Below are 20934 nucleotides of genomic sequence, written 5' to 3'. Positions count from 1 at the left end.
GTTTCGAAGGTAAATTTAACTCTTGTGAAAGGTCGAGGTGGATTTGCATGCAACGTCTCACAATATGAGACGATATTCAGTCGTCAACGAACCTTTTGCTGCACTTCTCTCAAATCGGCTCGGGCGCAGATTTCATCCATGCATCGTTGGGGTAGACCTTGTCGACGTTCTGCGCCGTGAGCAGTTCGTGCTGCACGAAAACCGCGGGCGCTACAGGCTTGTGCTTGAGGATGTCGAGGGCCAGACGGATGATTCGTTCGCCGTAGGTCTCGGGGAAGTATGCAGCGGAGCAAATGAGACGACTGGACGGCCTTCGCATCTCTTCGCGTGCTGCGAAACTTCCGTCCTGTCCGGCGATGGCGCAGGATCGCTCCAGTCCGACCTCACGAAAGGCCTGCAGGGCGGCGAGCGCAGTGGAGTCGTTGACCGCACCAATAAGAGCGCGCTCGGGCTTTCTGCGGCGGATATGGCGGCGGACGATGTCGAGCGTTGCTTCGAACTGGCCGCCCTTGGTGTCGTAGTGATGCGTGGGAATGCGATGGCTGTAGGCGCCGACCTCATTGATGCCGTCGAGGACTCCGGTAAGACGGGCATTGAGCAGAGGGCCAGCAGCGTCGACGCCGAGGAGGATAATCTGCTCGGGCCCGCTCTTCCAGTTCTTTGCCGCCCATCGCGCGAGGTGACGGCCTGCCATGCGGCCCGCCTTGTAATTGTCGGCCCCGAAGTAGATGGCGCCAGGATGGGGAATATCGAGCGCGATGAAAGGGATGCGCGCCTCGGAAAATTTTCCAGCGATCTGTGCTGCAACACCGATGTTGATTTGCGAGTCGATGACAAGATCAACTCTTTCCGAGACGAAGGTGTCGGCGTTTTGAAGCGCAATTCGCGGGCTGAGACCGTTATTGAGCACCAGCAGGTCGACGTTGGCAGCGTTCGCCGCGATGACGAGACCATCACTAACGGTCGCTGTGAAGGGCAGCAGGCTGGTCTGCGAGCCGTAGCCGATGCGGTATCGCTTGGTGCGGGCAGGCTGGACACAACAGCGATAGCCCTGCTTCCCTGCCCTCTCAAGCAGGTGCGTCTCTACCAGGGTTTCAAGCAGCCGGAAGGTCGTTGCTTTGTGAAGTCCGACACGGGAGGCGACGACGCGGAGGCCTAAGACCTCGGAAGTGGACTGGAATGCGTTAAGGATCGCGGCTGCGCGAACGACAGACTGAACCATGTATCCGCGCTTCGCTACAGTATTGTTGCTGGCGGTCTTCGAGGGTGACTTCATGCGGCTCTCCCTATGCGGCTCTCTCTGCACACGCAACTACCAGACTTCTGACGTTGGGCGAAAACGGAGCTTGATAAGTTTCACTCTGCAAGACAGCAGACCTCTGCGGGAAATTGCTCTTTCCTGTGAGGCTTTTGGCGCCTTAGGATCGTGAAGCTTACAGAATCACCTTCTTCGTAACCTCGAAGCCCGCACGGCAACGTTATCGCATAGTGTGCGGCATACGCAAGCAAATGGCTCCATCGCTATGCAGGACGATGGGAGAGTTTTGGAAAGGGCGAGGATGTTACTGGAGCAGACCTGGCGTTGGTTCGGTGCCAATGACCGTATCACATTGCGAGACGCACGCGAAGCCGGGGCAACCGGTATCGTCACCGCGCTGCACGAGATGCCGCCAGGCGAGGTATGGCCGGTTAGGGCGATTCGAGAGCGTCAGGATGTGGTTCGCGCGGCGAAGCTGGAGTGGACGGTCGTCGAGAGTCTCGATGTAACCGAGCGCATCAAAATGCGCGCCCCAGGATGGCAGCGGGATGTGGAGAGCTTCGCGCAGTCAGTTCGCAATCTTGCGGAGTGCGGTATACGGACGGTGGCGTACAACTGGATGCCCCTGTTCAGTTGGATGAGAACGCATCTGCATGAGCCTGCGCCAAAGGGCGGCTTTACAACGCGCTTCGATGCGACGGCATTCGCGGCGTTCGATCTATACATGCTGAAGCGCAAGGGCGCGGAGGAGGAGTGGGGCGAAGAAGCAGTTGTCGCCGCCCATGCATATCTCGAGCAACTCTCGCCTGCCGAGGCGGAAACGCTGCGCGAGACGATTCTTGCCGGACTGCCGGGAGGGCACCATCGACTGACGTTGCATGAGACGGCGGAGATGCTGTGTGGCTATGAGGGTATCTCGCTCCAGGATCTGCGTGGGACCCTGGCGGAGTTTCTTGAGCACATCGTCCCGGTGGCGGAGGAGTGCGGCGTAAGGCTATGCATTCATCCGGATGACCCGCCGCGTCCACTGCTGGGACTGCCGAGGATTGCGAGCACGGCGGAAGATCTGCGATGGATTCTGGCGCGGCATGACGGCAATGCGAATTCACTGACCTTCTGCACGGGAGCACTCGGGGTTCGCGCAGACAACGATTTACGCGCGATGGTTGCGGAGTTTGCACCGCGAATCGGCTTTCTGCACCTGCGCTCGACGGAACGGGAACCGGGGTTAGTTGCAAGCATGGAATCGTTCTTCGAGGCCGCGCACCTGGAGGGCGACGCAGATCTGATCGGCATCGCGGTCGAGATCATGCGAGAGAAGCACCGGCGCGAACTGAACGGTGACGAGCGCAGCCTACCGTTTCGTGCGGATCATGGGCAGGAACTTTTGAACGACCGCGAGCGCGGATCCGCTCCGGGGTATCCAGCGGTAGGGCGTTTACGTGGCCTGGCGGAGCTGCGCGGGGCCTTTACTATGGCGGAACGATGGATGACGAAAGTTGAGCGGGAATGCAGGATCCCTTAAACAAGAATGCGCTGATCTTCGGTGGAGCTTCTGGTATTGGATGGGCAGCCGCCCAGACGATGATGGAGCATGGCGCGAAGGTAACGATCGCGGATGTGCACAGGTCCTCAGAGTGCAATGATGCGGCACGGTACATCGACTGCGATGTGTGCAAGGCGGAGCAAGTGTGCGCAGCGGTGCGTTATGCGACAGAGCGGGATCCGCTGGACTGGCTAGTCTACAGCACGGGCATTCAGCGCTATGGGTCCGTGGTGGACACGTCGGTGGAGGAGTACGACCTGGTGCAGTCGATCAATGCGCGCGGGGCGTTTCTGGCTTGCCGGGCGGCAATTCCGCGAATGCCCAAGGGTGGCGCGATTGTGTTGGTGTCGTCGGTGCAGGCGCTGGCCTGCCAGGAGAGCGTGGCAGCGTATGCGGCGAGCAAGGGGACCCTGGAAGCGTTGACGCGTGCGATGGCGGTGGATCACGCAAAGGACAATATCCGCGTGAATGCGGTGCTACCGGGAACGGTCGATACGCCGATGGTGCGCTCGTCGGCGAGACGATTCGGAGGAGCGGACGGGTTGGAGCAGACTCTACAGCAGTGGGGTGAGAGTCATCCTCTGGGGCGCGTGGGGCATGCGGACGAGATCGCAAACCTGATTGCGTTTCTGCTGAGCGACAAGGCCTCGTTCATTACTGGGGCTTCATATCGTGCCGATGGTGGGCTGCTGGCGCAGCTTGCGGTGCGACTATAGCCGAAGCGGCGTGCTGGGCATGCCGCGTACGTTGGTTTCGAGAGAGAAGAGAGAGCCATCGAGCCCGTTAGGCTGCGCGCTGTCGGCGGCTGAGGTGAAGAGAAACGTCGAGGCCTCGCCCGTGGCGAAGGCGCAGGTGGTGGGATTGCGCACAGGCGTATCGATGATGGCGGCGATGGAGCCATCTGGCGCAATGCGGGCGATGCATGAACCACCGAAACGGCAGTTCCAGAGATGTCCCTCGGAATCGATCGTGGAACCGTCGGGAAGTCCGCGCGGGAAGCCAGCGAAGAAGACCTCGCGGTTCGCGATACGGCTGCGGACGGGATCGAAGCTGCCACGATAGAGGCAGTTTGCGAGTGTATCGCCAAAGTACATGGTTTCGCCGGTGGACGACCAGGCAAGCGTGTTGACGATGCCGAAGCCGCTTTGCCATTGCTTTGCTTCACCGCCGGGAGCGAGCGAGTAGAGCGCGCCCTGCCACGCTGTGACCTGCGCGGTAGAGCCGTCGGGCCGCACATTGTTCTGCATGGTGCCGAACCATAGGACGCCCGCGGGGTCGACGCGAGCATCGTTGCATCGGAGGGCAGGCCAGCCGGGCAGGCGGAAGAGGACGTCAGTCTCCTGGTGGGTGCGAGAGTCCCAGAGGACGATGCGACCGCCAAGGATAAGCGCGAGCAGATTTTGGTCCGTGGTGAGCGCAACGGCGGTAACAGGCTGGTCAAAGGCCCAGGTCTCGATGCTGCCGCTTGCGAGCGAGCAGCAATGAAGCAGGCCGCGGTTGATATCGGTCCAGAACACGGCGTTCTGCTGCGGGTGCCAGACGCAGCCTTCACCGCAGATGTCCTGCGTTGCAGCGAGGCGGCGAATGTGGGGGTGAGGCATCAGACGCTTCCATGACGAATGAGACGCTTAGAAGCGGAACAAACCCCACTGAGCAGGGTCGAGATTGGCTTCGCTGGGGACGTCGGCGGTCATGACATCAGCCTTATTATGCCAATAAACACGGGCCTGCGCGCGCGTGCCATCGCTGAGCACAAGGCCGACATCGCCGCGGTATTCTCTGCCGGGCGATGGATCGAGGCCGAGCAGGGACAACGGGACGGTCAACTGGTAGAAGTTTCCGTCGGCTGAGAGCGCGACGCGATCGCTGACGTCCTGGACATCGTCAAAGACGACCTCGCCGACGGGAGAGGAGAAGGTGACGCGGTTGCCTGGCCTGGCGGCCTTCTGGTGATAGAGCACGGCGAGTAGCCTGCCGTTGCGGCGCGTGACGAAGAGGCGCTGGTCGCCGATGGTGGCGTGGCTGTTGTCGCCTGGGCCGGTAGAGCGCAGCATTAGGTCAAGGCCGCCACCCTGCGTGAACGCGAAGGGAAACTCGGCCGCGGAGTTGCGCAGCAGGCCGGGATGGCTGGTGCGATAGGCGACGATAAGATTTTTGCCGTCGGTGGCGAGCTGGAAGGAGGAGCCCTTGTCGATCGCGGCCCAGTCATTTTCTGGCCAGCCTTCAGAGGCGGCCTTCGGGATTGCAGTGAAATGATGGACCTCGACCTCGGCCTTTCGTTTTTCAATCGAGAGCGATTGGGCGCGAAGCGGCGCGGCCTGCGCGAGCTGCGAGCGGCTGACGATGATGCTGCCTAGATCGACACGCTTGATGGAGTCGAGACCATCCAGCCGCACGATGGAGCTGTGCCACTTGCCCACGGAGAGGTAGACGTTGCCGTCGTCTTCGCCAAACATGAAGGGCCAGAACTGCTCGGCCTCAAAGCTGAGGTTGGTAATCTCCATGCCAAGCGTTTGTTTTGGATAAGGCCAAAAGGGCGAGAGGCGCGTGTCGCCGCCGAGCGTAGTGACCAGCAGACCGTCAACGGTGTAGACATAGATCTCGCCCATGTAGGAGTAGCGAGCAACAAGATAACCCGCCTCTCCGTGCGCCGGGCGCACAGGATAGCCGAGCATGCGCTTCGGATCCTGAATGTCGCCCGGGCCGGCAGGCGGAACGGAAGAGGGGTGCGTGGACATTGTCCAACGCAAATGACCATCCTTGTATCCACTCATGCCTGCGAGAAACCATCCGTCAGGGCTGAGCGCGACATCGCCTGCACCAGGTGTATGCGAAACAAGGGTGAGTTTTGTCAGGTCGTAGGAGGGAACGCCTGCGTCATCAACCGAGGCCGTCGGCAGATGATATGGTCCGCCGCTTATAACGGAGAGGTCGGGCTGAAAGACAACACCTGCGGAACCCGGCACGGCAGGGCGAATGAACTCGACTTCATCAGGTTGCACCGCATGATCGTGATTGTGATCGGTCCAGATGAAGAATGTCTGATCGGGATTGCCGGCAGGGATGTGTCGCTCGATATCTGGCCGATCAAGCGCAACCCAATGATGTGCACTTCCCTTAGCGCCGACCCAGCCCGCACTGGCGATGGGGCGGCAGACGCCATCTTCGAGGATCCAGAGCGTTGTGACGGTAGTCTGGTTATACCAATAGGTGTTGGAGGAATCAGTGAAATACTGATGGCCGTTGCGATAGAAGGTTTGTGCGGGCGTGATACCGCCGTGCGAGCCAACGGGAATCATGTCGTTCGGAAAGAAGATGGGCTTAGGCGAATAACCGCCGTAACTGATGAGGTCGTTGAGCGGATCGGGGAAGCGATAGCGTACAGCAGTGAGGCGCGAATTGCCGGTCGCCGGATCGACGCGGAACTCGAGCAACCCCATGCTGCCGGGGTTCCCAATCGAGGGATAATACGCGCGATAGAGATCGTGCGGGTCGGCGAAACCTCCACCTCCGTACTGCGTGGGACCATACCATGCGTTGAGGAAGCGCCCGGTTCTGGCGTCCCAGCGACTGATGCGCTTGGGAAGATAATCCTCTTCTGCAACCCATAGAACACCCTTCGAGTCGATGGTCATGCCGAGCGGATGAGCCATGCGCTGCTCATCGTATGCTCCTATCTGCGGGCCACCCGGACGCCCGATAACGCGTAACCTCTTACCGGTAGTCGCTGAAAAGACCTTGACCTGATGGTTGGAGCCCCAGTCGGTGACATAGATCTCGCCGGCGGATTCGATGATCTGCTTAGGAGACTCAAGCGCCGAAGCAGGAACGACAACGTTCGGATCGGCAAGCGAGAGTGTGTGCCAGTCATTGACGACAGTGAAACGTCTGATGGCGCCTCCGGTTGCGACCAACAGATGACCATCTGGCTCGAAGGCGAGCGCGCCGACACGAGAGAGCTTGATTTTTGCGAAGGGCGCCTGTGCGCCGTTGCGAACATCAAAAGCGACGATTTCGCCGCCCGCAGGACTCGAAAGCAGAAGTAGGCCGTTGGAGGCGGCAAGGCCGACCAGCTCACGGAAAGCATCGTGAGTCTGAATGCCGCTGACAATTTTCGCTATCGGTGTGAGACCGGTCTTCGTGATCGCGAAGACCTGGAGCGCTCCGGGATCGGTCTTGCCGAAGTCGCGGCTCGGATTGACGACGTAGACGGTATAGGCGATATGGTCAGGGTTGCGGTGATAACCAATGTCACGCGCAAGCGCAATACCGCCGTTCCAGCCGCGAATCTTAATCCCATCGAGTTTGCGGCCGTTTAGATCCGTCCACATCAAAGCATGACCGGCCTCGGCGGCCTGAGCCCCAAGCAAAATCTGCGGCGCGGTCGAGTGCGTGGGCCAGGGGCTGCCTTCAGGTAAGAACAGCACAGAAGCTGGCGGAGTATGATCGGCGAGCCATGCGCCCGTACCGTCGGCGGTTGGCCATGGAGGCGTACCCGGGGAGTAGATGGAGTACTGCAAGCGCGGGACGATGCGCTGATGGAACAGACCGCGAACATGATAGCGACCAGGAACGGCGACGCCGTCGAGAGAAGTTCCATCCCAGGCGATGGTGTTGTGCCCCCGGCGGACGGGATAATCAGCAACCAGATTCTTGATTCGGTTTCCATGCTGATCTTCAATCACCAGCGTAAGCAGACCGTCTCGCGTTGCTTCATACGGAATCGAGATGTCCCTGGCAGGGGAAGATGGTGGCGAGTCAATCTTGCGAGCCCGGAGAGCAGGCGGAAAAGACAAAACACCAATGACTGCAAGGGTTGCCATGGTTCGCCGCATACATCTCCAAGGAATTTCCTCGGCGAGGGTAACGCTCTACAGAGCGCTGCCCGTCAGCCACAGTCATCCTAATAAGGATAGAGAGAGGATCGCGACACTCCCTACCTATATGCAGTTTCGTTTCACGATTCGAGCTGTAGGGATTGCCGAAGAAGTGGCTCATCAGCGCTGAAAACCCGGTCTATTCACTTCGCGACGACCGCAAAACAGAATTCCTGACGAACAAATGCATCTCGCGATGCGATATGGATACCATTCCTGCCTAAAACTAAACCAGCCGATCGAGCCTTCTCGGAGTTGCCATGCCAGAGCAGGTGGGTCATGCTCTCCAACCTCTTTGAGGCATCCATGCTTCTCGCTTCTGTTTGGAGGCCGCATCTCTGTTTTTGACAGGGTTTCCACATTAGAATACATTTTTGTATACACTTTGCGAGGTATTGGATGGCTGGCAACCGCCGTGAGTTTTTGCTAGGGGCAGCTACATTTACCGCGGGCATGTCTTTGTCGTCGCTTTCTTCGGCTTCAGAGCACGGCAAGACGACCGACGTATCCGGTTCCCCCAGTGCAGCTTCCCCGTTTCTTCTTGAGTTTGAGGGAAATGCTCTGACCAGCCTCCGCTTCGCGGGGGACGCCTTTCCGACGAACTATGTAGCAACAGGGCAGAAACTCGGCCACGTTGAGATTGCGTGGCGGCGTGCGAACGGTGCGTGGCAGAGGTTCAATTCAGGGGATACGACGGCGTCGGCAAACACTAATGGGACGTATGTCGTGCAGGATGATCGCGGCGAGGCGCTCGCAATAACGATTCGGCTGAAACCTCGGGGCAACCTACTGCGGTGGACGATCCGTTTACTTAACACATCGTCCGATCCGATTGAGGTTGGCGACCTGGCGCTTCCCTTGCCGATGCACTCCACGTTTAGCCCTAAAGGGGCTGAGAGCATTCCGGTTTTGAAGCATAGCTTTATCTCCGGGCACGGTTCGTTTCTGTTCTGGATGCGCGCGAACAGCGTCGGACCCTATCTGGTGATGACACCTGAGCGCAATACATCGTTGGAGTACTGGGACCATTCTCGGGGAGAACGGGGAGAGAGAGGCCAACGCCCTGCCTTCCGCGCGTATGTCCATTCGGTGGCTGTGGGCGAGGCGGTGCAGGCGGCCGGAGGCAGATGGCGTCAGCCGCGCACGAGCGTTACGCTGGCGCCCGCAGGTAAAGCCGGGGCCGACCGTACCTATGCCTTTCAATTTGCCGGTGCACGGGATTACGCTGGCGTGCGACAGCGGCTGGTGGATGCGGGCCTGCTTGATGTCGAAATTGCGCCCGGCATGACGGTGCCGGCGGATTTGTCTACCTGTGTGGCCATCCGGTCGCGTGATCCGATTAAGAGCATCGTTGCCGAACACCCGGAGCAGACGAGGATTGAACCGCTTGGCGAGAGGGAGGGAGGCAGGCTCTACCGGGTAAAGTTCGAGCGGCTTGGTGAAAACATGCTGACGATCAACCACGGCGCGGGCCGCTCGACGCGGCTGGAGTTCTTCGCCGCCGAGCCGCTGGAGACGCTCATTCACAAACGAGCCGCGTTCACCACAAAGCATCAGATCCGCGACGCTGACAAGTGGTACAACGGACTGCTGGCCGAGTGGAACATGGACTCGCAAGTATTGCTGAGCCCGGACAACTACGACCGCATCAAGGGCTGGCGCATTTACGAAGTGACCTGCGACGACCCGGGTTTGAGCAAGCCCGCGTATCTGGCCAGCAAGAACGCGGAGTTCCCCCATCAGGCCCAGGTGGAGACGCTGGACTATTACATCGAGCACTTCGTCTGGGGCGGCCTGCAGCGTACCACCAAGGAGAGCCACAGTTACGGCATCTACGGCATCCCCGACTGGAAGCACAACCGCGACAGTAGTGATCCGGGGCCGAAGGGCAAGCTCCATATCTGGCGGCCTTACGATTATCCGCACATCGTGGTGATGTACTTCAGCATGTACCGCATTGCTCGCGACTATCCGGGCATCAAGACGAAGCTGGACCGCACGACCTACCTGGAACGGGCATACGGCACGGCGCTCGGCATGTTTACGATTCCCATGCAGGTGACTGGGTGGTCCGCGTACCAGACGGGCTTCTATAACGAGGTCGTGATTCCGCAACTGATCGAAGAGCTGGACCTGGTGAGCAAGCATGACGAGGCTTCGCGGTTGCGGATGCATTGGGAGAAGAAGGTTGCGTTCTTCGTCGCAGGAAACCCGAACCTCTATGGTTCGGAGTATGCGTTTGATTCGACCGGCTTCGAATCAACCCAGGCCATTGCGCGATATGCGCTCGATCATCCATCGACGCCGGGCATCACGCCTGAGGCAACCGTCAAGTTTGCGAGCGAGCAGATCAGGGACAATCTCTTCTGCCGCGGCGTCATCGAGAAGGCGTACTACTGCTACGGCAGCGACTATCGCGGTGGCGGGGGCGACTCCTTCACGCTGAGCTACATGTCTCCGATGGGCGGGTGGGGCGTGCTGAACCATGCACTCTACGAGGGCCGTGAGCCCGACGCCACAATCCGGCTTGGCTACGCTTCTTTCCTCAGCTCGTGGGCCTTGATGAATACGGGCACGCGGGAATCCGGCTTTGGATATTGGTATCCGAGCGAGGCAAACGATGGTGGAACGGGCGGTGGATTCGAGCCGGCTGCCTACGGTATGACGTGGCTCGGACAACCGCATCACCGTGGCCCCTGGTACTACTCCTGCGAGACGGACCTGGGCTACTGCGGTGCGTTACGGACGGCTGCGACCATCGTTGCCGATGATCCGGTCTTCGGACAATTCTGCTTTGGCGGCGAGATGCGCGCCGGAAAGGCTTCTCTACGCATCGTTCCCCGCGATGGATTACGCCGTCGTCTGCATCTGCGCGTGACTGGTCAGAAGATCGATTTCGAGCTGACAGGCGCGCGGTTTGCGAAAGAACAGCCGATCGAGTGGTTCAAGGATCGACAAAGGTTCCTCTTTACGCTGGAAACCGAAGCCACAGCCAGCGGGGAAGCGCAGCTTCTGGTTACAGGATTGCCAGACCATACTTACAAGATCATTTGCGGCCAGGAGACGAAGGAATTCCATTCTGGCGCAAAGAAGCCGCTCCAACTCCGCATTCCTGCCGGAAGCTCGAACGCTCAAGTAGAAATCGTTCCGAGTTAGCGTCGGAAAATCTTACATCGCATCGTCGAGGGAGAGAACAATGACGGCAAAGCTGACACGCAGGTCCGTGCTGAGCGGCTTAGGGGCAGGGCTGGCGCAATCGCTGCTGCTGCGCCAGGTCAGCGCGGCGAACCTGTTTTCGGTGCAGGCTGGTGAGCCCGGAAAACTTGACCTGAAGCTCACAGCAATAACGCCGCACGTGCTGCACATCGGCATCGCGCCTGCGGTTGCGCCGCCTCCCGTGCGCGAGTTGGGAATCATGGACCATCCGCATGAAGTTGCGCTTGCCCGAAGCGCCTCAGGAAGCTATGTGAACTGGGGGAAGTACCGCATCCAGGTGGCCGAGAATCCGCTACGGATCACCGTGGCGGACGAAGCGCAGAAGGTGCGGCAGGAGATCGAGTTTGAAAAGGACAGCACGTCAGTACGGTTTCTCCTGGGTAGCCAGCCACTGTTCGGAATGGGCGAGGGATTGAGCGGCCTCGACCGTCGCGGCACCAGAGACGGGATGAGGAATGGCGAGGGTTCGCCGGGCCTGCGCACGGCCGGTGCCCGCGTGTCGATTCCATGGCTCATCAGCCCGGAAGGCTGGGGCATCTTCATTGGTCAGCCGGTTGGAGCGTTCAATTTGACCGGTGATCGCGGAATGGTACAGTCGTCGGTTGCCAATTCGACGCGCAATGTGTATCTGGTACTCGGCGATACGCCCGCCGACGTGTTGCGCGGGTATGCCGACCTGACCGGGTATCCGCACCTGCCTCCGCTGTGGTCGCTCGGATATATGCAGTCGCACCGCACGCTGGCCAGCCGCGACGAGGTTCTCGGCATTGCGAAGACCTTTCGCGAGAAGAAACTGCCATGCGACGCGCTGATCTATCTGGGCACAGGGTTCTGTCCTTCGGGATGGAACACCGGACACGGCTCGTTCACGTTTAATGCCGATGTCTTTCCGGACCCACGAGAGATGCTTCGGGAGTTTCACGAGCAACACCTTAAGGTTGTGCTGCACGTGGTGCCGCCTTACGACTTTCACGGGAAGCTCACCGACACAGGCGCCGCCGCTCACGAGCTGGGCGATGCCGTTCCCTATTGGGCGGAACACATGCCGCTCGAAGAGATTGGCGTCGATGGGTGGTGGCCCGATGAAGGCGACTCGCTCCCGGTGACGGCTCGGCTTGAGCGTAACGAGATGTACTGGGAGGGACAGATCAAGGCGCATCCGGAGCGGAGGCCCTTCGCTCTGCACCGCAACGGATATGCGGGCCTGCAACGATATGGATGGCTCTGGTCGGGAGACATCGATTCGAGCTGGGAGGCGTTGGCCACTCAGGTAATGAATGGGATCAACGTGGGCCTTTGCGGCATTCCTTATTGGGGAACAGATACGGGCGGCTTCGTGCCGACGCGCGAGCTGACGCCGGAGCTTTATGTGCGGTGGTTTCAGTTCAGCGCGTTCTGCCCACTCTTCCGCTCGCATGGTCGCGCCTGGAAGCTGCGTCTGCCGTGGGGCTGGAACATGGGAACGCCTGGTCCGCTGGAGGGAGCCGAACGGCTGACCGGCTGGCCCCGTCAGCAGGATTTGCACAACGACCAGGTGGAGCCGATCTGTAGGAAATATCTCGAGCTTCGCTACCAGATGCTGCCCTACATCTACTCCGCTGTTGAACAGGCGCACAGAACAGGCTTGCCGCTAATGCGCGCGCTCTGGACTGCATGGCCACAGGATGCAAAGTCCGTCCTGATCGAGGACGAGTATCTGTGGGGCGATCATTTTCTGGTTGCGCCGGTACTGGAAGCAGGAGCGACAAGCAGGAAGAGCTATCTGCCGCCGGGGACGTGGTGGGACTTCTGGAACAATCAACGGGTCGAAGGCGGCAGCGAGGTGACACGCGAGGTCGACCTGACGACGATTCCTCTGTATGTGCGGGCGGGCGGAATCGTGGCAATGGGACCGGTACGGCAGCATACGGCGGAGCATGGTGAAGAACCGGTTACGCTTCGGGTCTATCCCGGCGCGGATGGCCGCTTCAGTTGGTATGAAGACGATGGAACGAGCTTCCGATACCGGCAAAGCGAGTTCACAAGAATCGACTGCGCCTGGGATGATGCATCGAGAAAACTAACGATGGCATGGGCGGCAGGAAGCAGACCGTCATCTGGAAGGAAGGTGTGGGTTCAGGCAATGGATCATGGAGCAAAAAAGCTCGTGACCGTTCAAGGCCACATCACCACAGTCAATCTATAAGCTCAAAAACACTGGCTTCTCGAACGGCAGCCTTGTTCAGCTCATAAGCTGGAGCGGATTGAAGGAACCAACAACTGTGCGACATCAAGAGCTTGCCGAAGTTCTATAGCGTGCCCATTTTTCCCCCAATTTTCCTACCGGGGGATGCGATTCTGCAAGAATTTGGTATCACCCTGTTTCGGGAGGTTACTACCAAGACGAACTGCCTCTCGCGCCGCAAAGTAAAACCGTCTGAAAATAAGCCCATTCCACCGCACGCCCTTTCCGCGATGATCTCTCCTTGCATTGCAACAAAGGGCAAGAATCTCGAGCCATAGTCTGAAACAGTAATGTCTGCTGGGTACTGTGCTACGGAGAGCAGATTGACTACGAGCGCACAAGTGTAGCGGATAACACACCGACCACAATTCCATAGAGTTTCACTTCGATGGAGAGGTTGCGTAGCGGTCTGTCAGGATCAAGCGCAAGCTCTACGATGGTCGCCGCTCCGCCCTCGACGGTAGTTCCCTTTCCGCGAAAGCTGATGGGATCGAGGATGCGGACGGATCCGGTCCGGAGATCGACGCGGGGAGGGCAAGGGGCTTCGTCAACGAACAGATAGTCGTCGATGAGATAGTCTTGCTCCATGGGCCACCAGTTTTCTGGATTGCGCAGCTCAAGCGTGGACGAGCTACCGTCTATGTAGTGTGCGCGGATTACGGCGTGGGTCATGCGGCTGCACTGCGGGAATGTTGTACCCGCCAAGAGAAGATAGAGCGAGCTTGCTTTGCCAGAGAGAGGAATCTCGATCGACGAGCGGTCCTGCTGCCAGTGGGAGAGGAAGATGCAGTTTGGCGCGCTGCGGTCTTGGGGAACGTGGAATGGGACGTTGAGCGGAGTTTCGAGGATGCCGCTGGCGCGGTAGATTCCTCGATCATCTATCTGCGGTTGGGTGTCGAAGGCGGCCCATGCGCCAATTCCCTGCTCCGGGATTGAGAGCGAGCAGTAGGGCGAGCGGGGAGCGGTGTAACTACGCGTGAAGAGGTCGCTGAGGCGATGCGTGAGCAGGGCGGAGAGGTCGATTGGCTCTGCGTGCTCTTCGCTGCGGATGGTTCGAGCTGGTTGCTGCGTATGCGCGAGTACGCGCGCTGCGATGGCGGGTTGCGGCGCGATGAGTTCGCCGGACCACTCGACTTCAATGTTCCATGATGAACTTTTGCTTGCACGAATCTCGATTTGGGCGTTTGGCGAGTTGTGAAGATGTGTTGCATGGACAGCCGATCCGTTGATCTTTACTGCAACAGCTCCAGTACGCGGCGCGCGAAGATGCAGGATGAGTTCGACGGGCTTTGCGAAATGTGAGATGACGGCGAACGATTCGTGCTGCTCTTTACGCTGCCATTTGAGATGGATGTCGGGATGGTCGAGCGCGGCGTTGTTCCACGAGCTGGGAAAGCCGGGTCGTATGGTGACGGTCTCGTCGAGCAGGTTGGGTTTGATGCCGAAGAGGCCTTCGATCAAGGCGCGTGATGCGATGCCGATGGGGTCGCCAAAGTCTCGCTGCGCCTCCTGGCGGTGCACGTCAAGCTGCGAGGTCATGTGGAAGTTGCCGGGGGTGAGGCCCTGGAACATGGAGTCGATCAGGTTGCCCTTGAAGATGCGGAAGGCTTCATCGGCCCGGCCTGCCTGCCAGAGTGCGAGCGCCATGTGCATGTTTTCGGCCAGCAGGAGAAGATTGAGTGACCAGATATAGGGCATCCAGTCGGAGCACGGGAGAATGTAGAGTCCTTCAGTGGGTACGCCTTCGCCGTGAATGGGAACGTGCCTGAGCGCGGCAAGGCGCTCGGCTACCATCTGCTGCGCTTCGCTGGGCGATGCGACCTCGGAGTCGATGGTGTGGTAGATCGTCCAGAGCGCGGGCGAGGTGTAGGCCGTCTGCATGCCGAGGATGTCTTTTGATTCTGCGAAGGTTCCCTGTTCCGGCAACCAGAGGAGTTCGCTCATGCCTTGGCGGATCAGATCGGCTTCGCGTTCATATGGCGCCGGGTCTTCGCCGATCAGTTTGGCTATGCGCGCTGCCCACTTGTTCGCATAGTAGTTGTAGGCTGTGGAATGAGCCGCACCTCCGCCGTTGTATTGCAGATTATCGCTCGCCCAGATACATGCGTAGGCTTCATAGAGTGGGAGGTTTGCGCCATCGACGGTGTAGGTGCGGCGGAAGAGACGGCGCTCCCAATCGAGATGCAGCATGAGCGCGGGCCATATCTCTTTTGCGAAGTCGAGATCGCGCGTCCACTGTAGATGCCGGAGGACAGTATCGAAGAAGACCAGGTTCATGTCGTAGTGGTTGTGCGAGATGTCTCCCCGGCTATGCAGAAGATTCTCGGTGCGCGCGAGATGAGAGCCTGGGTCGGGATGTCCTGTTGCCGGATCGGACGTTGTGATCGGCGAGCGATTCTGGCGGGCGATCCAGTGCCTCGCATGCTGGCGGAAGCGGTCGTGCTGGCCGGTTGCGTCGAGCACGTAGGGGCCGCGCCATCCCGCGAGCGGAACACGCCATGCGACGGCACCGTGCATGACGCAGCCTTGTGCGCTGTCCCAGAGGGCGTCGGCTGCGGTGTTGAGCGCACCGGCAGCAAGGTTGATGTATTCATCGGGCGTGGTTATCGAGACGCGAGTGGAGATCGCGTCCAACTGCAAGGCGCGTGCAGCGATTGCGTCTGCGAATGGTTCGTTGAGCGGCGATTGCGATTCGGTCTCGCGGCGCAACGCAATCGAGAGCGGTTCGCCGCTGGCTATCTCGACCGATCCAAGCAGGACAGGCAGGGTGATTTCTGCGGCAGACGGGCGGGACAACGCCTCCCAGCCTGCGTTCCACCGCGCCGCATCTCCAAGCCCGAGCACGGAGCCACGCGGGAAGTGGAACATCATGTCTGCGGCTTTGCTGTGAAGCGACGAGGTATTTTCGTGAAGCGCGTATGCATTGCCTTTGCACTCTTCCGGCCTGAGCTGGAAGAAGAGACTGACGGGTTCAACTTCGCAGCCGATGTCGCCACCGCGTTTTCCCTTGCGCCCGCTGACGCCGCCGAAGGCCCATAGCAGCCGCGCACCGGCGGGAAGCTCTGCTGCTTCGACATGGATGTAGAGGCCGGAGCCTTCCGCCATAGTCATGATTTCAACGCGCAGAGCCCCCTGCTGAAGCAATGGGTCGCGGACCTCGTAGAACATTCGCCCAGCGCGATAGACTGCGTCGATCTTGTGCGCTTCGTGAAGCCACTTCGCCGAGCCTTCCGCCGCGATGCCGAGGCGAAGATTGCCTCCGTGACCGGGCAGATAAAGCGAGAACTCCGGCAGGTCTCCGGCGTCGACGCGAAATGCGTTGTTCGGTCCGTAGAGCGGGCGGTTGAAGAACTCGCTGCCGTTTTGAACATGAAAGCCCCCGTTGCCGGGAAGGTAGCGCATGGGACGCGCTGTCTGGCCTTTCATCAGCCCGCGCACTTTTCCGGTAATCTCTTCAGGCGAGGATGCTGCGGAATGTGGCGACTGATGTCTTTGGGCGAAGGCGAGGGGGTCTCCTGCTATAAGGGCGGCAGCGACGGTCGAACCCGCGAGGAAGCGGCGGCGTGTCCAGAAGGGGAAATAGCTCATGCTGATTTGCCATCCACAAAAAACGGGCGGCCGCGGCGGCTATAGGATAGCAGTCGCCGCGGCCGTGAGTTGGAAGCTGGTTTAGAGCATTTCGATTCAGGTGGGTACAGAAGTTCGGCTGCCCCATCCCTTGTGCGCTTTTTGCACAAAGGGTGGGAAATGCAACTCTCTGCCTCTCCCGTCTACAACCAAACCGAAACCGCTCTAAGTTCTCAAAAAGGTATAGAGGCGCAACCATCGAAGGGCCGAAGGCCCGCTCCATACCATCGAGAGAATAGCCTTAGAAGTTGAGCTTTCCGGCAAACTGCCAGTCGCGTGAGCTATTGCCTTGCTTGGACAAGCTCCCGAACGAACCGCTTGCCAGCGATACGCCCAGGCCTCCGAACTGAGTGTGATTGGTGACATTGAGCGCGTCCGCCTGAAAAATGAAGTGAACACGCTCGAAGATCGGGAACTCACGCCGAACACCGCCGTCGAGGTTATAGTTGCCCGTGTTGTACAGGTTATACGGCGCGTTGCGATCGGCGTTGCCGAAGTTGTAGCCTCCGTTGCCGGGGGTTGCCACGAAGGCCGAAGCGTCGATGTACTTGACGCTGCCGAAGGTCGTTGCTGTAACTCCCTTGCCATAGCCGCCATTGATGCGAACAGGGCCGGAGTGAGTCGTGTTGTAGCTGGGATAGCAGCTTCCGGGCGTCTGGCAACTTCTTCCAGAGATCGAGAGCGGACCGCCGGAGATCTTCGTGAAGATGAACGACAGCTTCCATCCGCCGGCAAGGGCGCGGACCCAGGCGCTGTTCGCCCCGAACTGGCGTCCGCTGCCGAATGGCAGGCTGTAGACGCCAAAGATGCGCAGGTTGTTCGGGATGCTGCTGGAGCTGACTGTGCGGTCGATTCGGTTCGCTTCGACGGTACCGTGTCCGCCGTCGATGACGTTGTTCGGAATCGCGTAGCCGCTGCGCGAACCGGAGATATCGTCAATCGTCTTCGCATAGGTGTAGTTGAGCGTGTAGCTCAACCCGTGCCAGGGACGCTGCGCAAGACTGATCTGAAGCGCGTTGTAGTTGCTGTTGCCCACATCGCCCCACGTGTCGGTCATGCCGGAGTACTGCGGGAACGGCTTGAGCATCTGGCCGATCGTCGCCGACGAGCCGCCGTAGTTTGCATACGGAAGGGCAATGCCGGGAAGAATGGCCTGCGCCTCCTGTAGATAGGTCTTGTGAGTGGTATTGTCCACATTGCCCGGCAGTTGCTTCAGCAGCGTGCCGAGCACCTGATACTGCGGCGCCATCTGGTTGTGGTAATAGCCGCGCAGTCCGGCAACCAGGAAGTGCCCCTGATTGGCGGCGTAGTCCACGCTCAGGGTCAGGTTGCTTGTCAGCAGGTGCTGAATGCCGAAGTTCCAACTCTCTGTATAAGGAGCGCGTCCAGAGAGATATGGATCGGCGTAAGAGACGCCGGAGGCCGTCGGCGCGACTCCGTTCACCAGGTAATTGCCCGCGTTTGCAGTTGCGGTCGGATTCAGCGCGGTCGAGTAGGTGGGAATGCTCGTGTTGCCAAAAGCCGGGTTGAGGTAGAAGGCAGGCTGGCCGCCCTGGCCGGAGTCGGCAAACGGTGCGCTCACGGTCAGGCCCGTCTGGCCCGTGCCATTGTAGTTGCCGCCGCTCGATCCGCCCACGCCGCCGCTGTGCGTGTACATGACGTCGAACGCGCCGCGGACCACATCGCGCGGAGTCGCATGATACGCAAAGCCCACGCGCGGTCCCAGGTTCTTGTACCAGGTATTCACCGTGGTGTGACAATTGCAAGCTCCATTGCCGCTGCCCATGTAAATCACCGCGCCTGGAGTGTTCGTCGCGGGATTGATGACGGTTGGGCTAAAGCCGGACCAGCGGTTCTGCGCTTCGGTAAACGGCGTATAGAGGTCCCAGCGAAGACCGAGGTTGAGCGTCAGGTTCTTGGTGACTTTGTAGTCGTCCTGCACGTAGGGCGAGAATGCCTTGTAGCGCGCCCCCAATGTCGAGAAGTTCTGAATGTAAAGCGAAGTTGAATCAACCGCGCCGAGCAGGAAGCTGGCATAGGAGAAGCCGCTGGTAGGAATGATCTGTCCCTTGCTGTTGTATCCGGCCGTCGTGGTGTTCTTGTACGTAAAAGAGACAGGCTTCGACGCGCTGTCGGAGACGGACTGGTTGAACTGCAACCACTGATACGTGCCGCCGAAGGTGAACGAGTGGCGCCCATGCACCCACTGGAACTCGTCGCCCAGCGTGTAGGTATTGACCGCCTCGTGGTACCCGGTTGGGGCCGAGAAGCCGGATGGGCCATCCACACCGCCCGAGAAGGAAGCGCCGGGGAAGGTCGTGGAGGCCAGACCGGCAGGCAGGTTGCCGATGCCGAGACTCTTCGCCGTCACGGACCCGCCATCGGTAGCGTTCTTGATCGGGGCCCAGAACCGGGTGAGGCCGTACCGAAGCTGGTTGACCGCGTGCGGGGTCACGATGTAGGTGTGCTTGATAATGTCGGTCGTCGTGGATTCGGTTACGAGTGTGCCGTTGGTATAGGGGAAAGGCAGGACCGAGCTCGAGCCGTAGTCATACGGTGGGATGTGCTTGACACCGGAGGTCGAGATCAGCGAGATCTGCTGCTTCGAGTTGAGCGTGTAATCGAGACGCCCAGTGAAGCCCCACACGTCCAGCCCCGTCACGCGCCCCGCTAGGTAGTTGTTGGTGAGCGAGGAGTTCGCCACCGGCGGCAGATACTTCTGCATCGCCTGCGCAATAGTCGATATCTTCGAAGATGGAATGACGTTCGGCGTAGGCACTCCGTTCTTCATGCCCATGAACTGGTTGGCGCAGGTCACGCCGCCGTGTGCAGCCGTGCAGGCCGCCACCGTCGTCGGGTCGTAGATGTTGTAGCCGGGGTTCGCCGCGGCGTATGCCGTGAAATCGCCATTCCGCGCATCCGGCGTGGGGATCGTCTGGTAGGTCGGGTTCGTCGTGCCGCGATAGTGGAAGCGATCGTAGTTGGCGAAGAAGAACAACTTGTTACGAAGGATGGGACCGCCGAGAGAGAGCGAGAGCTCGTTCTGGTGCTCGGGCGTCTTCGAGGTCGGGTATCCCTTGGTGCCATCGGACCGGACAATCGTGGTCCAGGGCTGCGTGTAGCCCCAGGTGTCGAATGCGGTGTTGCGGATGAAGAAGTTCGCGCCGCCGTGGAAGGTGTTGCTTCCCTGCTTGATCGAGTAGTTCTCGACGCCTAGGCCCTGATACTGGGCCGAGGAGCCGCTGGTCTGCACCTGAAACTGATCGACTGCATCCACAGAGAGGTTCTGGTTCAGCTTACGGTCGTCGCCCTGCGAGTCAACCGTCGTCTGTGGAACGCCCTCGATGTACATCTCGTTCGAGTTGCCCGAACCTGCGCCGTTGAAGATGCCGGAGCGTCCTCCGCTGGTGACGCCGGGCATCAAGGACGCAAAGCTGGTCGGGTCGCGCGGGCCGCCCGAGGTGATCTGGAGAGGAAGCTCCGAGTAGGTCGAGTTCTCCATGACCGCTCCGAGGGTGGCGTTCTCCGTCTGTAGCGGCGGAGGCGCGGTTGATACCGTCACCGTGTCTGATGTGCTGCCAAGCGACAGCTTCGCGTTCAACCCAACCGTGCCCAGCGCGTCGACCGTGACCTTCTCCTGCTTGAAGCTGCGAAACCCTGGCGCGCTCACAACGACCGTGTACACGCCCGGCATCAGAGGCGACAACATATAGTAGCCATTGCCGGTGGACTCGCGCGTGGTGGTAACACCGGTCGCGTTGGCCGTCGCCCGGACCGTAGCGCCCGGAATAACCGCGCCGCTCGGGTCGGTGATTGTCCCGGAGATAGCGCCCTGTCCGGCGATCTGCGCATGGGCAGCCGGCAGCAGCCCAATGGACACAAGCATCACCGGCAGCAATGACTGGGCAAGTCGGCGCAGTGCAGATTGAAGTTCGGAAAAGAGCGTCATGAAACAATTCCCCTGTTGGATTTCGGAAGGTGGCTTTGAATGTATGGTGGCGAACATGTGTTTGTCAATAGAAATTGATTTTCATTTGAAAACAACGGGGGAAACGGCAGGAAAGGCTATCTAGAGCATATTACCTTTTACTGTAGCGGTGCGAAGGGGAGTCTGAACCAAGCGTTTGCGTCTTTGGCGGTGATGGTGGGGAGTAGTTGGGCGATAGCATTGTGGAGAGCTTGTTCG

Annotated in this window: 9 protein-coding genes; 4 read left to right on the top strand and 5 right to left on the bottom strand. The window is 59.7% G+C overall.

What is annotated here, in order from left to right; genetic code table 11:
* Positions 1-109 precede the first annotated feature (109 nt).
* Positions 110-1276, bottom strand: a complete 1167-nt coding sequence (locus tag VFU66_RS05290) for a substrate-binding domain-containing protein (protein WP_326445196.1) — start codon at positions 1274-1276, stop codon at positions 110-112.
* 283 nt (positions 1277-1559) lie between these two features.
* Between VFU66_RS05290 and uxuA the strand changes: the two genes are divergently transcribed.
* Positions 1560-2783: a mannonate dehydratase gene (gene uxuA, locus VFU66_RS05285; RefSeq protein WP_326445195.1), complete on the top strand. Its 1224-nt coding sequence runs from the start codon at positions 1560-1562 to the stop codon at positions 2781-2783.
* Positions 2768-3520, top strand: coding sequence for an SDR family NAD(P)-dependent oxidoreductase (locus VFU66_RS05280; protein WP_326445194.1), 753 nt, complete (start codon positions 2768-2770; stop codon positions 3518-3520). Before uxuA ends, VFU66_RS05280 begins: the two co-directional genes overlap by 16 nt.
* On the opposite strand, the gene VFU66_RS05275 is transcribed toward VFU66_RS05280, so the two are convergent.
* Together VFU66_RS05275 and VFU66_RS05270 are read right to left on the bottom strand one after the other, a co-directional pair.
* The gene (locus VFU66_RS05275) at positions 3515-4405 is read right to left on the bottom strand and encodes an SMP-30/gluconolactonase/LRE family protein (RefSeq protein ID WP_326445193.1); all 891 of its coding nucleotides are present in this window, start codon (positions 4403-4405) and stop codon (positions 3515-3517) included. The two genes, VFU66_RS05280 and VFU66_RS05275, sit on opposite strands and share 6 nt — an antisense overlap.
* A 27-nt stretch (positions 4406-4432) precedes the next feature.
* Positions 4433-7627: an NHL repeat-containing protein gene (locus VFU66_RS05270; RefSeq protein WP_326445192.1), complete on the bottom strand. Its 3195-nt coding sequence runs from the start codon at positions 7625-7627 to the stop codon at positions 4433-4435.
* A 453-nt stretch (positions 7628-8080) separates the two neighbouring features.
* Between VFU66_RS05270 and VFU66_RS05265 the strand changes: the two genes are divergently transcribed.
* Both VFU66_RS05265 and VFU66_RS05260 read left to right on the top strand, forming a co-directional pair.
* Positions 8081-10837: a DUF5695 domain-containing protein gene (locus tag VFU66_RS05265; protein WP_326445191.1), complete on the top strand. Its 2757-nt coding sequence runs from the start codon at positions 8081-8083 to the stop codon at positions 10835-10837.
* Positions 10838-10877: 40 nt separating this feature from the next.
* Positions 10878-13082 carry a glycoside hydrolase family 31 protein gene (locus tag VFU66_RS05260; RefSeq protein WP_326445190.1) on the top strand — a complete coding sequence of 735 codons (2205 nt, stop codon included), beginning with the start codon at positions 10878-10880 and terminating at the stop codon, positions 13080-13082.
* Between the two features lie 366 nt (positions 13083-13448).
* Here VFU66_RS05260 and VFU66_RS05255 read toward each other — a convergent pair whose 3' ends face one another.
* Both VFU66_RS05255 and VFU66_RS05250 read right to left on the bottom strand, forming a co-directional pair.
* Positions 13449-16709, bottom strand: a complete 3261-nt coding sequence (locus VFU66_RS05255; protein ID WP_326445189.1) for a DUF4450 domain-containing protein — start codon at positions 16707-16709, stop codon at positions 13449-13451.
* Positions 16710-16989: 280 nt separating this feature from the next.
* Complete coding sequence (locus VFU66_RS05250) at positions 16990-20697, bottom strand: TonB-dependent receptor (protein WP_326445188.1); 3708 nt, start codon at positions 20695-20697, stop codon at positions 16990-16992.
* Between the last annotated feature and the right edge of the window lie 237 nt (positions 20698-20934).

Origin of the sequence: Edaphobacter sp. (genome assembly GCF_035763405.1) — a bacterium.
Taxonomy (GTDB): domain Bacteria; phylum Acidobacteriota; class Terriglobia; order Terriglobales; family Acidobacteriaceae; genus Edaphobacter.
This window is presented reverse-complemented; position numbering and strand designations above follow the sequence as displayed.

Bases quoted from the DNA above. Each gene is read 5' to 3' on its own strand.
- VFU66_RS05290 (WP_326445196.1), bottom strand. From the start codon at position 1,276: ATGAAGTCACCCTCGAAGACCGCCAGCAACAATACTGTAGCGAAGCGC.
- uxuA (WP_326445195.1), top strand. From the start codon at position 1,560: ATGTTACTGGAGCAGACCTGGCGTTGGTTCGGTGCCAATGACCGTATC.
- VFU66_RS05280 (WP_326445194.1), top strand. From the start codon at position 2,768: ATGCAGGATCCCTTAAACAAGAATGCGCTGATCTTCGGTGGAGCTTCT.
- VFU66_RS05275 (WP_326445193.1), bottom strand. From the start codon at position 4,405: ATGCCTCACCCCCACATTCGCCGCCTCGCTGCAACGCAGGACATCTGC.
- VFU66_RS05270 (WP_326445192.1), bottom strand. From the start codon at position 7,627: ATGGCAACCCTTGCAGTCATTGGTGTTTTGTCTTTTCCGCCTGCTCTC.
- VFU66_RS05265 (WP_326445191.1), top strand. From the start codon at position 8,081: ATGGCTGGCAACCGCCGTGAGTTTTTGCTAGGGGCAGCTACATTTACC.
- VFU66_RS05260 (WP_326445190.1), top strand. From the start codon at position 10,878: ATGACGGCAAAGCTGACACGCAGGTCCGTGCTGAGCGGCTTAGGGGCA.
- VFU66_RS05255 (WP_326445189.1), bottom strand. From the start codon at position 16,709: ATGAGCTATTTCCCCTTCTGGACACGCCGCCGCTTCCTCGCGGGTTCG.
- VFU66_RS05250 (WP_326445188.1), bottom strand. From the start codon at position 20,697: ATGACGCTCTTTTCCGAACTTCAATCTGCACTGCGCCGACTTGCCCAG.